The 14,630-nt window shown below is 33.1% G+C and carries 14 protein-coding genes; 12 read left to right on the top strand and 2 right to left on the bottom strand.

Annotated elements, in window-relative coordinates:
* Positions 1 to 424 precede the first annotated feature (424 nt).
* From H7355_RS12495 to H7355_RS12465, 7 genes are all read left to right on the top strand, one after another.
* Positions 425 to 2,716 carry a contractile injection system protein, VgrG/Pvc8 family gene (locus H7355_RS12495; protein ID WP_186648044.1) on the top strand — a complete coding sequence of 764 codons (2,292 nt, stop codon included), beginning with the start codon at positions 425 to 427 and terminating at the stop codon, positions 2,714 to 2,716.
* Positions 2,717 to 2,759: 43 nt separating this feature from the next.
* Positions 2,760 to 3,722 (top strand): PAAR domain-containing protein, encoded by a 963-nt coding sequence (locus tag H7355_RS12490; RefSeq protein WP_186648042.1) that lies wholly within the window; start codon positions 2,760 to 2,762, stop codon positions 3,720 to 3,722.
* Positions 3,723 to 3,731: 9 nt separating this feature from the next.
* Positions 3,732 to 4,496 (top strand): hypothetical protein, encoded by a 765-nt coding sequence (locus tag H7355_RS12485; protein WP_186648040.1) that lies wholly within the window; start codon positions 3,732 to 3,734, stop codon positions 4,494 to 4,496.
* Between the two features lie 9 nt (positions 4,497 to 4,505).
* Entirely contained in the window at positions 4,506 to 4,943 is a 438-nt protein-coding gene (locus tag H7355_RS12480) for a hypothetical protein (RefSeq protein ID WP_186648039.1), read from the top strand.
* Positions 4,944 to 5,088: 145 nt separating this feature from the next.
* A complete protein-coding gene (locus H7355_RS12475) occupies positions 5,089 to 5,655 on the top strand; it encodes a DUF2345 domain-containing protein (RefSeq protein ID WP_186648037.1) in 567 nt (188 codons plus the stop codon).
* A 45-nt stretch (positions 5,656 to 5,700) separates the two neighbouring features.
* Entirely contained in the window at positions 5,701 to 6,270 is a 570-nt protein-coding gene (locus H7355_RS12470; RefSeq protein WP_186648035.1) for a PAAR domain-containing protein, read from the top strand.
* A 63-nt stretch (positions 6,271 to 6,333) separates the two neighbouring features.
* Positions 6,334 to 6,744, top strand: coding sequence for a DNA/RNA non-specific endonuclease (locus H7355_RS12465; RefSeq protein WP_186648033.1), 411 nt, complete (start codon positions 6,334 to 6,336; stop codon positions 6,742 to 6,744).
* A 167-nt stretch (positions 6,745 to 6,911) separates the two neighbouring features.
* Here H7355_RS12465 and H7355_RS12460 read toward each other — a convergent pair whose 3' ends face one another.
* Positions 6,912 to 7,826, bottom strand: coding sequence for a DMT family transporter (locus tag H7355_RS12460; protein ID WP_186648031.1), 915 nt, complete (start codon positions 7,824 to 7,826; stop codon positions 6,912 to 6,914).
* Between the two features lie 155 nt (positions 7,827 to 7,981).
* On the opposite strand from H7355_RS12460, the gene H7355_RS12455 reads away from it, so the two are divergent.
* From H7355_RS12455 to H7355_RS12435, 5 genes are all read left to right on the top strand, one after another.
* Positions 7,982 to 8,656 carry a hypothetical protein gene (locus H7355_RS12455; RefSeq protein WP_186648029.1) on the top strand — a complete coding sequence of 225 codons (675 nt, stop codon included), beginning with the start codon at positions 7,982 to 7,984 and terminating at the stop codon, positions 8,654 to 8,656.
* Complete coding sequence (locus tag H7355_RS12450) at positions 8,640 to 9,407, top strand: hypothetical protein (RefSeq protein ID WP_186648027.1); 768 nt, start codon at positions 8,640 to 8,642, stop codon at positions 9,405 to 9,407. The genes H7355_RS12455 and H7355_RS12450 overlap by 17 nt, the downstream gene beginning before the upstream one ends.
* Before the next feature lie 103 nt (positions 9,408 to 9,510).
* Entirely contained in the window at positions 9,511 to 10,677 is a 1,167-nt protein-coding gene (locus tag H7355_RS12445; protein ID WP_186648025.1) for an MFS transporter, read from the top strand.
* Between the two features lie 16 nt (positions 10,678 to 10,693).
* On the top strand, positions 10,694 to 11,164 hold the full coding sequence (locus H7355_RS12440) for an NUDIX domain-containing protein (protein ID WP_186648023.1): 471 nt from the start codon (positions 10,694 to 10,696) through the stop codon (positions 11,162 to 11,164).
* 25 nt (positions 11,165 to 11,189) lie between these two features.
* Complete coding sequence (locus H7355_RS12435; protein ID WP_186648021.1) at positions 11,190 to 12,704, top strand: nicotinate phosphoribosyltransferase; 1,515 nt, start codon at positions 11,190 to 11,192, stop codon at positions 12,702 to 12,704.
* Here the strand turns inward: H7355_RS12435 and H7355_RS12430 are convergent.
* A complete protein-coding gene (locus tag H7355_RS12430; RefSeq protein ID WP_186648019.1) occupies positions 12,687 to 14,558 on the bottom strand; it encodes a cation:proton antiporter domain-containing protein in 1,872 nt (623 codons plus the stop codon). The two genes, H7355_RS12435 and H7355_RS12430, sit on opposite strands and share 18 nt — an antisense overlap.
* Positions 14,559 to 14,630: the final 72 nt, after the last annotated feature.

Genomic DNA, 14,630 nt, shown 5'->3' with positions numbered 1-14,630 from the left:
AAAACTTAAAAGATCATTTTAGAAAAAAATATGGTGAGCTATCTCTATCTCATTATTGAAAACAACGAGATGAATTTATAATAACTTTTTTTTGCATACAAAAACGCAAAAATATCAAAAAAAAATAATTATAATAATAGAGTTGAAGGAATTTATTTTTAATGATACAAGCCATTCGACAAATTAAGCTTTAGTATTGAAAGTTATCGATTATGAATTGAATAGCAGCCATTGAGCAGAGTGTTCTAAAAATCAGAATTAATATCTATATACCAGCGCAAGGTTATATTTGCTATTTTAATTTTACACAAAAAGATAATGAATCAATATCTATAAAAATTGAATAGAAAAATAAGTAATAAGTAAATTAAAATATTTATTTATCCATTTATGTAAAAAATTCTTGTCTTAGTGTGAGGGTCAAATGGATTTATTAGCAAATGTCGTCAGTGCAGCAAAGAAATTAGTAATCAAGCCTTATCCCTGTTTAGATGTTCTTTCTGCGGTTGAAAATAACACCGGCCATAGATTTATCGTGGAGTTTATTGCCGATAAAAAAATAATATTTGAAAGTGGAGTTTCCCAGTTTGAAATAAAAGAAAGTATAAGCTCTTTGTTTAGAATAGACTTAAGGATTGAACTCAGTAAAAATGAATTTGTAAAATTTTTATCCGATATGCAATTGCATGGACATGTGATTGATAGCGAAAATATATCGGCTTATTTTTATTTCAAAGAAATTCATGCACACTTGCTCAATGGTTACTCACTCAAAGTCAGAGAATTTAATGGTTATATCCAAAACTTTCAAATTTCATCCGTTGAACATGATGGGGTCGAAACAATCATTCTGCAGATCGCTGCGGCACCTCTGCCTGCATTTATGCAACAGACCAATGCTTATCGCGCTTATGTTAATAAAACTGTCGAAGAAATAATTGAAGATGTTTTTGCGGATTTCTGCAAAGAGAGTTTATTAACCGAAAAATTTAAGCCTGACTTTTGCATTACCTATCCCGTTAAAAGCAATCGAATCAATTGTGTGCAAAATGGAGAGTCACATTGGGATTTTGTTTTACGCCTGATTGAAGAAGAAGATTGGGAATATGTTGTTACCTTCAAAGATAAAAAATGCGAAATAATGATATTTGATGAAATCTTAGCACCCGAGATGTTAATTCCAACAGGAATAAAAAAAGAAACCACGCTGGATTTAATCGACGATCAAAGTGTTATGTGGGAAACTCTGGCTGAGCAATCGTTTGAAAAAAAGAATTTTTTATACGGCCTGCGTTTTATAAATACGGGTATTCCTGCACCTATTCAAGTGCTTGATTCCGACGCGCGCAGACATGGTGTTCCCTTAAAAAGCAAAGAAGCTGTTTCAAAACTTCCGCCTAAACACAAAACCCCTTTGCAATTAAAATGGACCTATGGACAGGAGGGGGCTAAAAAATACTCATTAACCGATTCGAGTATTAAATTTCTCGATAGACGCGCAGAAAAACTAGAATTAAAAAACACATTTCCGACTTTTCAAGCAAGTGGAATGACAAATTGCCTCGATATTTATTTAGGCAGCAGGGTGAATGCCAATTATGACAGGGATAAATTCAAAAAAATATACGGCGAGTTAAAAAAGTTAAAAAATTATCGTGTGCATAATTTGCGTTTTGTATTTAATTGCCAATCTCAATTCGGAAAAAACAATTGCCAATACTTCACAGAAATGAATATGCATCCAGCGGAAATAACTTACGGAATAAAACAAGATTATGAACGCAATTATATCGATGGAACAATGCATGGAATCGTAAAAGCAGATGATGAGAAAATAGATCTCGATGGTGAAAAGAATTATATTAAGGTGATGTTACCTTGGCAATATAAGGGTTTACCCGTAAAGTCAGATTATATCTTAGCCCGCTTTATGAGCCCGTGGGCAAGCCAAAATTATGGAATGTTTGTCACCCCTCGCCATGGTGACGAAGTGGTTGTTTCGTTTGAAGATGGCGATCCCGATCTCCCCGTAGTGCTCGGCTGTCTGTATAACCAAAAATGCAAATATCCTGTGAGCGCCAAAGAGAATAAACACGTACTCGCCATTTACGATCAACCGTCTGAAAATAAGAAAAATAACTTCCTCGTTATGGATCACAAAAAATCCTCCGTCGATATCTCTGCAGCAAAGCATATGAAAATCCGTTCCTTTGGGGATCATTTAACTCAATCTATGTCAACCATGTCTATGAAAACTTCTAAGAATATGCTCTCTACCTCAAAAGAGCAGATGGAGTTTAAAACGCAAAAAAATATGCTGCACGAAGCCAAAGAGGAAATGGAAATAAGGACGGAAAAGAATTTTCATTTGCAAGCAAAAGAGCAGATAGAAATATTTTCTGATAAATATTATCTTTTAGCGACAAAAGAACAGGCTGAAATTAAAACAGATCAATATTTTTCTGTAAATTCATTTGAATACTCAGAGCTCAAAGCTGACACTCATATATCAATTACTTCAAAAGAATTTATGGAATTATTAACGGATAAAAATTTAGATCTATCTGCAAAAGATGACATTATGATAAAATCTGAAAAAAAAATAATTATTCAAGCTGGTGAAAGCCAAATAATCTTAGATCCTTCAGGGAATATAATATTTAAAGGGAAAGAAATAATTATTCAAGGAGCTTCAAGAGCTCATAAAATAAATTAACAGAATAAAAATTTTAATGTATTAAGCAATAGGATGTTGCAAAATGCAAAAAGGAATTGTTGTCGAAGGAGATCCGCTTTCAAATGGTGGAGTCGTTGTGAAAGGAACTGGCACATATGTCGATGGTTTTAAAATTGCCCTAGAAGGAGATCTAATTCATTGTGCGTCTCATGGATTTGGAGCTATTTCCGAAGGAGATTCAAATATTAAAATAGACGGGCGAGGGATTGCTCTTGAAGGACATAAAACTTCTTGCGGCTGCAGTTTAATTGCAGAACAAATTGGTGAAAAAAATAAAATAGACGTTCCAGAACCTTCTTTTTTTGAAAATTTAAAAAGTGTATTATATAAAATAGAAGAAGAAATTGAAGAATTTATTGTAGAAACAATAAATAATATACATGAATTTGTTGATGACCCAATAGAATATGTTTGTAAAGATTATGACAAACCAGAAAATTCAAGACTGAAGCGCTCTCCGCTTATTATTGCAAAAGGTTTAGCTTGTTCTTTCAGAGATAATTACGTTGTAAATCAAAATCAAAATTCTTTACAAAAGCAGCAAGATCAAATAAATAAAATTAAGAAATCTGACGTTGAGACTAAGTTGGATTGTTCTAACAATAAATACAGGGGTGGCGTACATGAGAAAACACGTTTGCCAATTGGTGATGGAAAAGATTCACACCATATTCCTGCAAAAAGCGCTTATAAAGGATCAAAAATGAATCCCGATGGAAGAGCAATGAAAGGTCCTGCTATACAGATGGATCCAGAAGATCATATAGATACAATGAGTCATGGAAGTAAGGGCCTAGAGAGCATACAATATATAGATAAGCAAAAAGATTTTATTCAACAAGGTAGATTAAAGGAAGCCGTCCAAATGGATATTGATGATGTCTATAGAATTGCTGTCAAAAAGGGAGATCCTAATAAATATAAATGCGCAATTCAAGAAATGGAAGAATATTTAAAAACTTTAAATCCAAGTGATTTTAAATAAGGATGCTATATGTTTATTTTTAAATATTATAATAATTATAAAAAGGGGATTTTAAAAAAAGAATTAAATCCAAGCGAGGTTAGAAACATTATCAAAAGCAATTTTACTTATTACGAATCAACTGAGTTTAGTTCTCAAAATGATTCTTTTAATTCAATCAAGTTAAATGCTATGTACAATAAGAATAATGAATTATTTAATTTTGGAATAAGTGAACATAACTATTGGTTTGATTATAATGGTTTTAATTTATTTTGTTCCTATGAAAAATTATTAGAGCATTTAAAAATTAAAAAAATTGAATATATTAAACACGACACAGGAATTAAATTAGAAAATGAAAATATTGGTTTATACATTCCAGATATCGACATTGAAAATCCTACAGAAGATGATGGACCAATTATTGTAAAAGCAATTTATGTAGATTTTAGCAAAAAAGATTGCAGCATCTCTTTTGAAAGATTAACATCTCATCACATTCCTTCTAAAGTAACATATATGAATAGCAAAATTACTCCTAATGCTGGTCCTGCTATAAGAATGAATTATGGTGATGAAAGGTACTTAGCCAGTCATGGAAAAAATCTGAAGACGTTAAAATACTTAGAACTTCAAAAGCAACTTGTTCAAAACAGCAAAGTAATGGAAGCTATTAAAAAAGATGAAAATGACATTAAGTCGAAAACTAGTTCAACATATTCAATCGCAATTAAGGAAATGAAAGAATATGCTAGGACATTAAATCCAAAAGATTTTATTATAAAAAAATAAGAGGAAAATATGATATTTGAATTCATAGATGATGCAAAAAAAGGACAATTAAAAGTGGGCATGACTAGGGATGAAGTAAGAAAAATATTTAGTTCCAAAGTACAGGCTTTTAAAAAAACCCCCATTTGTAAAGTAACTTCAGATGATTTTTATAATTTGGTTATTCATGCATTCTACGATGATGAGACAAATAAACTTGAAGGTTTAGAAATTTTCCAACCCAATCGTATTTTAATTGAAGATAACGTTTACCTACTTGGAAATGACTATCAGCATTTACTTAGAATTTTGACTTCTAAGAAAATTAAATATGAACAAGATCTTATGGGTGTCAATTTAAAAAATAATAAACTAAGAATTTATGTTCCACATGCAGATGAACGAGTTGCTGAATGTGCATGCGTCTATGTTGACTTTAAAGAAGGTTGCAGTCTTAATATAAAATAAAATTACAGTCGAAACCAATATACCCATTGTCATTTGTATTAATTAAAATCCTGATAAATAATACCCAATAGTTCGCAAGATAATTAAACATGTCCTCGCCATTTACGATCAGCCGTCTGAAAATAAGAAAAATAATTTCCTCGTGATGGATCACAAAAAATCCTCCGTCGATATCTCTGCAGCAAAGCATATGAAAATCCGTTCCTTTGGGGATCATTTAACACAGTCTATGTCAACCATGTCTATGAAAACTTCTAAAAACATGCTCTCCACTTCAAAAGAGCAGATGGAGTTTAAAACGCAAAAAAATATGCTGCATGAAGCAAAAGAGGAAATGGAAATAAGGACTGAAAAATATTATTCCATTTATGCTAAAGAACAAATAGAAATGTTCAGCGAAAAGCATTTTATTTTAAGCACACAAGAGCAATCAGTAATTGTGGCCGAAAAGCATATTAAATTAAGTGCCAATGAAAACATTGAATTCGAAACAGAGAAAGAAATAGTTCAAAATGCTAAAGGCAATATAGATTTAAATACATTAAATAAATTACGCTTGCAGGCAAAAGAAAATATCGAATTCAAAGCTGAAAAATCAATTACATTTAAAGTTGGAAATGTAAAAATTACCCTTGAAGAATCAGGGATTGTCATAGTTACAGCGAAAGAAATTCAGCTTAAGGGTGCGACAAATGCAGTCACTATAAAATAAATTTATCTATTGAAATAATAATTATTCCTAAAGAGCAATAGGAAGTTGCACTATGAAAAAGGGTGTTATTTTAAAAGGAGAACAACAACAGGTGGTGGCATTGTCGTTCAATGTTCTGGTTATGAAATTGGCGGATTAAATATTGCTTTAGTGGGTGATTCTGTCATTTGTTCCCATGGTACAGGTGTCATCATTGAGGGAGATGAAAATTTTCTCATAAATGGTAGACCTGTTGCATTAAATGGACACAAAGCATCCTGTGGTTGCACTTTAGTCTCACAAAAATTAGCTCAAGAAAATTTTATTGAAAAAATCACGAGTAATGTTGAAGAAGAAAGTTTTGGCGATAAAGTTTTAGATTTTTTTAATATTTGTGAAAATGCTATTGCAGAAGAAGAAAGTTATAAAGAAAAAACTGAACTTTTAAGTGATGTATTAGATTTAGATCCTGTAAAAGATAAATATAAATTGCAAGCACTATCACGCATTGGTGAATATAGAGCGAACGCAAATGGCAAAAATTTAATTCATGCTCTTAGCTCTCGTTATTGTTTGAGTCGACAGGAAAAAAAGTTAGCCGCTCAATCACAGTTTAATGGAGGAAGTCATTCTTAGACTTCTATTAACGGAAATTCACAAGCAAATGGGGGAAGCAAAACTGCTCCAAAACAAAAGCCTGTGGTTTATGTAAATTCTGGTAAAAAAGGAAATTGTAATAAAGAATTAAATAATCCTGAAGCTGACACTATTTATTTTGTTGATAACAAAATTAAATTTGAGACGGATCATTTAGCCCGCACCTCTTCTGTCGAAACTGATTTAGATTTAGTAAAAGGAAAAGATAGAAACGGGTATCAGCAAATTACTGCTGCTAAAAAAGGGAAGTTAGTTCCTTATACGAAGAAAAAAATGGATCAAGGTGGTCATATTATCGCCAATCGCTTTGGTCGGCCCGGAGAGAAAATTAACCTCGTGCCGCAAGATGCAGAGAATAACCTAGGAGGTGGAGAATGGAATGAAACATACAAACAGGGCGATTTAAGGAAGCCATGCAAAGAGATATTGATGAAATTCGCAGAGTTGCTCTAGAAGAAACTGATAATCCTTATGAATACGAGTGCCAAATTCAGCAAGCGATAAATTAGGCCAACAGAAGAGTCTCGCAAAAAAATGAGAAGCTTTTATGTTAATTAGTTTCACTATTCCATTCGATTTAAATTTTCGCTTTATTTTGTAAAAAGTTTTTGGATTACAATTTAATGCCTCTGATATTTTTTTACTTTAATAGGTAACTGAATAACATTCGAAGAAATTATCACACCGCAAAGAATAATGACACCACCAACAATTTGGATTAAATAAATTGGATGCCCTAAGAAAATTGAAACAAGTACAGTAAAAACAGGCACGAAATTAAAAAAGATAGATGTTTGTGCTGCTCCCAGTCGCGCCATACCAATATTCCAAAATAAGTAGGCAAGCACAGCGCCACAAATTGCCATAAAAGTGATGGCAAGATAAATAGATGAAGATTGATGAAACGCTTGATCGACATGTCCTTCAAAAAAGGAAAATACGATAAGAGCAATCGTGCCAATAATCATGGTCGATGCAGTTGTGGCAAGAGGAGAAGATTTACTTAAATAGCGAATACTCAAAACACCATACAGAGCCCAGCATATGTTGCCGATAATGATTAAAATATCGCCAAATGCAAAATTAAGATTCAATAAAGCATGTAGAGAACCTTGAGTTAATATTATGATGACTCCTACAAGACTTATGAGCATCCCTATTTTTTGATATGAAAATATTTTCTTTTTTAAAATAAAATATGCAAATATATTTGTGACTAAAGGGTTTGTAGACATGATGAGTGCGCAATTTATGGGAGATGAGTATTTTACCCCAAAAAGAAATAAGCCATTGAAACCCGCAACACCAATAATACCAAGAATAAAATACATTTTAAAATTATTTTTGAACGTTTGCAAAAAATTTCGATCTTTTATCATTACAATTGTAAATATAAGTATTGAAGCAATTAGAAATCGCAGTGCCGTTGCAATCATGGGGGCAAAATCGTTGACAACATATTTCCCAACATTAAAGTTTGCTCCCCAGAAAAAGGTAGAGCATATGACTAAAAATATAGCTAAAAATTTTGGCATGAAAACTCCTTTATAATGTTTCATTGCGGAATAGAGTATAAAGTACGTGTTTGAAAAAAAACGAATACGGCAATATTTTCTCTCCGTTTCATATGTTTTTTAAAGATACAATACAATGTTATTCTTTGAATAAAATTAAAATGGAAATTCAAAAAATGAAAAGAAAATTTATAAAAATAATTATTAAAATTGCAATTCTTAGCATAATACATCCGTATTTAAATGCGCAACAATTGCCAAAAGAACTCCCAATTCAAACGCAGCCATTGCAAGGCACTGGAATTCAACGAGTGGGAAGTGCGCCAATTCCGATTCAAACACAGAATATTGAGCAAATGATTATTCCTAGTTTTACTTTGCCAGCTCGTGGAGGCACAATCCAGCCGTCAGGCAATACAATTTCAAAAAGGATGCCATATGAATCGACTTATATGTCTGGTCGAATTATATTTTTAAACGGAGTCAATATCAGCACTGTTCGCAATCAAGATTTAGAAAATGTAACCGTCCGGATTGATAAAAATGGCAATATTAATATTGAAGCACCTCAATATGAAGTGGGGGTTGAGCAAAGCTATCATCCAATGATGCCTGGTGAATTGCCAAAATTTCCAAAAGCTGAATTTCCAGATCTACCAGTTCCAAAAGGCACATACTCTAAAGAAACAGGCCGAACCACCCACGGCCCCATACTCCCAAAAGAATTTTCACAACCTGTACCAGCTTCTGAGCAATCCATGATGTCACCGCAAAATAAATCAGAGCAAACGCCTAATCAATCTGATAATAATCCTGTGCAAGAGCAGGGACAGAATGGTGCAACGAAATGAGATTGGAATGGGTATGAGTCAAACGATAGTTTTAGGTAAAGGTTATGTAGGAACAAATTACTGTAAAAAGTTTCCAAATGTCTTAGCGACAAGCCGTAAAAGTAATTCTCAAGATGATACTATATATTTTGAATTAACAAATAAAGATTCATGGAAAAATCTACCAGTTTGTGAAAATATTATTTGGACATTTTCAGTTGCTGAAAGCGAAGAAGAAAGTCAATACGCAAAAGAATTTTTTTCATACTATTGTTTAAATAAAAAAATTTTAATATTAAGTACAATCTCAGCATATATCCATGCATATGACAATGAAATCATCGATGAAAACACTCCTCTTGATTATGCAAAACTGCGGATAAAAACGGAGGAAGAATTGCGGCTTCAAGGAGCGTATATTGTTCACTTAGCAGGGATATTTGGACCGAATCGCTTACCTAAAAATTGGTTTATACAAGGCAGAGTTCAAGATCCGGATGGAATTATAAACTTAATTCATGTTGATGATATTGTTTATTGTATAAATATTTTACTTGAGAAATTTAAAGCCAAATCACGGATTAATATTTGTAATGGATTTTATAAAAAAAATTCAGAGGTAGTTAATGAATTAAAAGAAAAAAAAGAAATTGATTTAAATTTTTCATTTCCAACTACTTACATAAAAAAAATGAATAAGAAAGTCAGTAATAAAAAATTGCAAGATGAGCTTCTCCCTGATGGATATCAGTTTAAAAGTTATCCTGAATGACTCTTTTATTTGCTATTTGCTTAAAAATGACAGAAACATTCATTTGTTTTTCAGCAAACCGGGTTTGCAAACAGAATTTTTGCCCTTAGGAAACAGAAATATTATGAGTTCTTTAGAAAAATCAAACACTTTAGCTGCTAAGAACAACGCCCTGTCGCGTTCAGGAATCATTGCTGGGTTGAGTTGTGTGGCTGCTACAGGAATTGGTTTTGGACTTTCCCTTCCACTCCTTTCATTTGTAATGAAAGAAATGGGATATTCTTCAATTATGATTGGTTTAAACACCTCTATGCCAGCAATTGCTGCATTTGTCCTTTCGCCTATTTTTTTAAAGTTTATGGAAAAATATGGCTTAAAAAGTTTTATTACTTTTGCTGTTTTTCTTGCTGTATTGTGTTTTCTGTCCTTCTTTTTCACACAAAGCGTATTTTTGTGGTTTGTTCTTCGTTTCGTTTTTGGTGCCTGCCTTGACGGGATTTTTGTGGCAAGTGAAACGTGGATAGGAGAGTTGTCATCCGATTCTATGCGTGGGCGCATTATGGGGATTTTTTCTTCTTGCCTTAGTATTGGCTATTTTTTGGGGGCAGGGATTTTAGCATTAACAGGAAGTAAAGGATTTTTGCCATTCGCTGTGGGTTCCTTTTTTCTCTTACTTGTTTTTGTGCCAATTATTATGGCTAGAAAACAAATACCTGATATTAAAAGTGAAGAGAAAACCGCTTTAAAACCAATTATTTTGTCTTCACCCATCGCAATGGGCGCAGCTCTTGTCTATGGATATTTGGAAACAACAGCTTTTAATTTACTGCCCATTTATGGCGTCTACAGTGGGTTAACTGAAAGAGTTTCTGTTTCTTTACTTGTGACTGTAGGGATAGGGCAAGCGTGTTTACAATTTTTTGTTGGAGCTATTGCAGATAAATATAGTGAAAAAAAAGCGCTTATTTTATGTACTTTGATTGGAATAATAGGGGCAATTGGAATTGGAATTTTTATCAACACACCTTTTGTTTTATATCCAATCCTCTTCTTTTGGGGTGCATGTATTTCTGGTTTTTATACTCTGGCACTTATTATTGTTGGTAAAAAATACAAAGGAAGCAGTTTAGCAGGAGCAAATACGGCGGTTGTTGCTATGTTTGGCTTGGGATCCTTGATAGGACCTCCTGTTGCAGGGTTTGGTATGAGTTCTTCAGAAGAATATGGATTTGTTCTTGCTATGCTCTTGCCTGTTCTTGTATATTTTATTCCACTTTTGCGGAAAAAGTAAAATAAATAGGAAAACTATGCGGAAAATCTCAGTATCAATTTACACCATTTATCATATTTTGAAGAAAATTATTCAAAGAATTTGTGGTGTGCGTACGAGTGGTGTGAGAGGGCTCGTAATAAATAAAGAAAATAAAATATTACTTGTCAAACATACCTATTTAAATGGCTGGCATTTTCCTGGTGGAGGAGTGGAAAAAGGTGAATCGCCTCGAGATGCAATTATCCGTGAAGTGCGTGAAGAAGCAGGAATAATTGTAAATGAATTTCCCGTTATTATTGATTGCTATTATCATAAAATTCTTGGTGTTGATGACTTTGTTTGTTTTTATGTTATAAAAAAATTTGACATTCAGCCCTTTGAAAGTCCGGAGATAAAAGAAGCCAAGTGGTTTTCGCTTGAGGATTTGCCTTATGATATCACAAGAGCTACTAGAAGAAGGCTTGCTGAGTTTTTTGAAGGCTGTGAGCGACAAAACAAGTGGTAAGAAAAAAAAATTAAGGTAAATATTCATGAGCTCATTTTTTGAAACAGTTTACAAGGGTTCTCTAACATTATTAACTGATTTTTATCAATTAACCATGGCATATGGATATTGGAAATCCGGTATTTCTGAAAGAGAAAGTGTTTTTCACCTCTATTTTCGTAAGAACCCTTTTAACGGAGGGTTTACATTAAATTCAGGACTTGAGCTAGTCATTGACTATTTAAATCAATTTAAGTTTTCTGAAGATGATCTGAGTTACTTGAGTTCAATTAAAGATTCGGATGGAAATGAATTATTTGAAAAAGACTTTATTGTATATCTTAAAAATATGTCTTTTACTTGTAACCTTGATGCTATTCAGGAGGGAACAATTGTTTTTCCTTATGAACCTTTATTAAGAATATCGGGTCCACTTATTCAATGTCAGCTATTAGAAACTCCTTTACTCAATATTATTAATTTTCATTCTTTAATTTCCACCAAGGCAGCACGGGTTGTGTCTGTGGCGGGTACGAGCCAAGTGCTTGAATTTGGTTTGCGCAGAGCGCAGGGTGTTGATGGTGGATTGAGTGCCAGTCGAGCTGCATTTATTGGGGGCTGTTCTGCTACTTCGAACACCTTAGCAGGGAAAATTTTTGATATTCCTGTGCGTGGAACGCACTCACACAGCTGGGTGATGGCTTTTGATAACGAAGTGGAATCTTTTTATGCTTTTGCTCGTGCAATGCCCAATAATGTTATTTTTTTAGTCGACACCTATAACAGTTTAGAAGGTGTTAAAAAAGCGATTGAAGTTGGCAATTGGCTTAAGACTCAAGGTAAAAAAATGGGTGGTATTCGCCTCGATTCTGGGGATCTTGCATATTTAAGTATTGAGGCAAGAAAAATGCTTGATAAAGCTGGTTTTCATGAAGCAGTTATTGTTGCGAGCAATGATTTAGATGAAAATGTCATTGCCAGCCTTAAAGAGCAAGGAGCTCAAATAGCTGTTTGGGGAGTTGGCACTCAATTGGTCACTGCTTTTGATCAACCCGCATTAGGAGCAGTTTATAAAATTTCAGCTATTAAATCTTCAGCAGGGCATTGGGAACATCGGATAAAATTATCTGAACAGTCTATGAAAATTTCTACCCCAGGAATTCTGCAGGTACGTAGGTATTCCAATAAAAACTTATTTGAAGCAGATATGATATTTGATACTTTAAGTTCAGATAAGATTAAGTCAACTCTAATAATTGATCCAGAAGATTTCACGCGCTTCTGTGAAATACCTAAGAATTGTGAATCAGAAGATCTATTAATACCGATTTATCGAGATGGTAAACTTGTATATAAGACCCCTACACTTATTGAAATAAGAGAGAGGACTTTTACTCAATTAAGAAAACTGCATGCAAGTATAAGAAGATTAATGAACCCGCATCATTATCCAGCAGGTCTCGAAAAGAAATTACACGATTATAAATTAAATTTAATTTATAAATTTAAAAAAAAAGACCAAAACGAAAAAAGAACACCAGATCTAAACGCTAGCATGTAATTCTTTTATTTTTTCTAATGAATTTCTCGTTCCAAATATAAAAAGCTCATCATTGTGATCAAAAATAAAGTTTGAAACGGGGTTCTTTATTCTTACATTATTTCTATTAACAGCTAGGACAATACAATTATAATTCACTCTTATTCCAAGTTCTAAAATGCTTTTACCAATAAATGGATGTTTTTCGTGGAGATTTACCCCAGCAAGTAAACATTGATCAATCGTGAGTGGATTTTCTTCTTCTTGTTTTTCTTTTGAGCAAAATATTTCCAATTTTGTAATTGATTCTTCATTACCATAGACTAATAAGGTATCGCCAGGAATAACAACTTCAGTTGCTTTTGGAGATATAATTGTTCTATTATTGCGTTCAATTGCTACAATATTAACAGAAAATTTCTCTCTAAGTTTAAGATCAATTAAGTTACGACCTGTGATATCAGCATCTGCACCAACATGCACATGTACTAAATATTCATCCCAAGGAGCAAGACGGTCAAGTGTAGCTGTTACGTTTTTTGAAGTCATCAACATAAAGTTTTTTTTCAATCGACTTTTTGTATTTTCTGTTAAATAACGAATCCATTTAAAAATTGAAAATCTTTTATAAAAGGGAGCCATTTTATTTTCGAGTGAAAAATTAATAACTGCTTGTGAATAAGATTCAATAAACTTATAAATTGGTTTCGGTATAAGTGTTTCTGGATTTTCTGCCAATTTAATAGAAAACTTAAATATGAATGGAGTTAATAACATAGTTATTACAGCAGTAGCTACGATAGCAGAAAAAGTTTTATTTTCTATAACGCCAAGACTCACTCCAACTTGTGCTATAACAAATGAAAGTTCTCCAATTTGTCCCATACTCCCACTTATTCGAATTGAGTCTTTAATACCTTGACCAACAAATAAATTAAAAATTAGATTAAGACCAATTTTGCAAATTATGATTGTGGCAACGAGCGCTAAAATAAGACTCCACTTTTCGAGAATTATTTCTGGAGAAAAAAGGAATCCAACAGAAACAAAGAAAACTAAAGTAAATAAGTTTTTAACGGGTTCAATGACTAATTCTATTTTTTTCAATTCTCTACAATCAGAAAGAATAGATCCCATTATAAATGCACCAAGTGCAGCTGAGAAATTCCAAGAAGCTGATAAATAGGCAAGACCAAGTGCAAGGCCAATGCTTAAAATAACTAGAAGTTCTTCTTTTCCAGTTTTAAATGCTGAATGAATAATACGTGGTAACAATAAAGTACCTAAAAACCACCAGAGTAAAATACTAAAGATAAAAATTGGGATAATTTCCATCAATTGAATGCTTTCTCCACTCGAAGAGGTGGAAAGCCAAATGATCATAAAAATTGCTATCGAATCCTCTATCAACAAAACTGCCATAAGTTTTTCTGCGAAACGGGCGCTTTTCAGTTGATGATCTTCAAGGATTTTAACTATGACCGCTGTCGATGCAGTTGCTATGACGGCACCTAAAAAGAGAGCTTCAAAGCCTGTAATATTAAAAAAGGGAGCGACATTGGTGCCTATTAACCACATTAAAAGAGCTTGAGACGCCCCTACAATAGCAGGAGAGACCCCAAGAGATTGAATTTTGCGCAAGCCAAAATGCAGTCCCATAGAAAACATTAATAATAAAACCCCTATCTCTGCTAGGGTATTGGCTGATTCTTTACTAACAACATAAGGAGTGTAGGATATCGGTAAAGAAAGGAGGACACCCCCAAATATATAGCCTAAGATTAAAGGCAACTTGAAAAATTTTTTAAACATCCAACCGAACGCTCCTCCTGTGAGAAGGATGGCTGCGAGATCTTGGATAAAAACATTATGCATTCAGCTTACTCTCCATTCAAAATTATCGTCTCTTTAAAGATAGCGCAATTTCTTTGTTTGAAACAAGAAATC

The sequence above is a fragment of the Fluviispira vulneris genome (assembly GCF_014281055.1).
In the GTDB taxonomy this organism is placed as follows: domain Bacteria; phylum Bdellovibrionota_B; class Oligoflexia; order Silvanigrellales; family Silvanigrellaceae; genus Silvanigrella; species Silvanigrella vulneris.
Note: the sequence above shows the minus strand (reverse complement) of the source record. Positions and strands in the feature narration are given on the sequence as shown.

Coding starts and splice junctions, on each gene's coding strand:
- H7355_RS12495 (WP_186648044.1), top strand. CDS start 425: ATGGATTTATTAGCAAATGTCGTCAGTGCAGCAAAGAAATTAGTAATC.
- H7355_RS12490 (WP_186648042.1), top strand. CDS start 2,760: ATGCAAAAAGGAATTGTTGTCGAAGGAGATCCGCTTTCAAATGGTGGA.
- H7355_RS12485 (WP_186648040.1), top strand. CDS start 3,732: ATGTTTATTTTTAAATATTATAATAATTATAAAAAGGGGATTTTAAAA.
- H7355_RS12480 (WP_186648039.1), top strand. CDS start 4,506: ATGATATTTGAATTCATAGATGATGCAAAAAAAGGACAATTAAAAGTG.
- H7355_RS12475 (WP_186648037.1), top strand. CDS start 5,089: ATGGATCACAAAAAATCCTCCGTCGATATCTCTGCAGCAAAGCATATG.
- H7355_RS12460 (WP_186648031.1), bottom strand. CDS start 7,826: ATGCCAAAATTTTTAGCTATATTTTTAGTCATATGCTCTACCTTTTTC.
- H7355_RS12455 (WP_186648029.1), top strand. CDS start 7,982: ATGAAAAGAAAATTTATAAAAATAATTATTAAAATTGCAATTCTTAGC.
- H7355_RS12450 (WP_186648027.1), top strand. CDS start 8,640: ATGGTGCAACGAAATGAGATTGGAATGGGTATGAGTCAAACGATAGTT.
- H7355_RS12445 (WP_186648025.1), top strand. CDS start 9,511: ATGAGTTCTTTAGAAAAATCAAACACTTTAGCTGCTAAGAACAACGCC.
- H7355_RS12440 (WP_186648023.1), top strand. CDS start 10,694: ATGCGGAAAATCTCAGTATCAATTTACACCATTTATCATATTTTGAAG.
- H7355_RS12435 (WP_186648021.1), top strand. CDS start 11,190: ATGAGCTCATTTTTTGAAACAGTTTACAAGGGTTCTCTAACATTATTA.
- H7355_RS12430 (WP_186648019.1), bottom strand. CDS start 14,558: ATGCATAATGTTTTTATCCAAGATCTCGCAGCCATCCTTCTCACAGGA.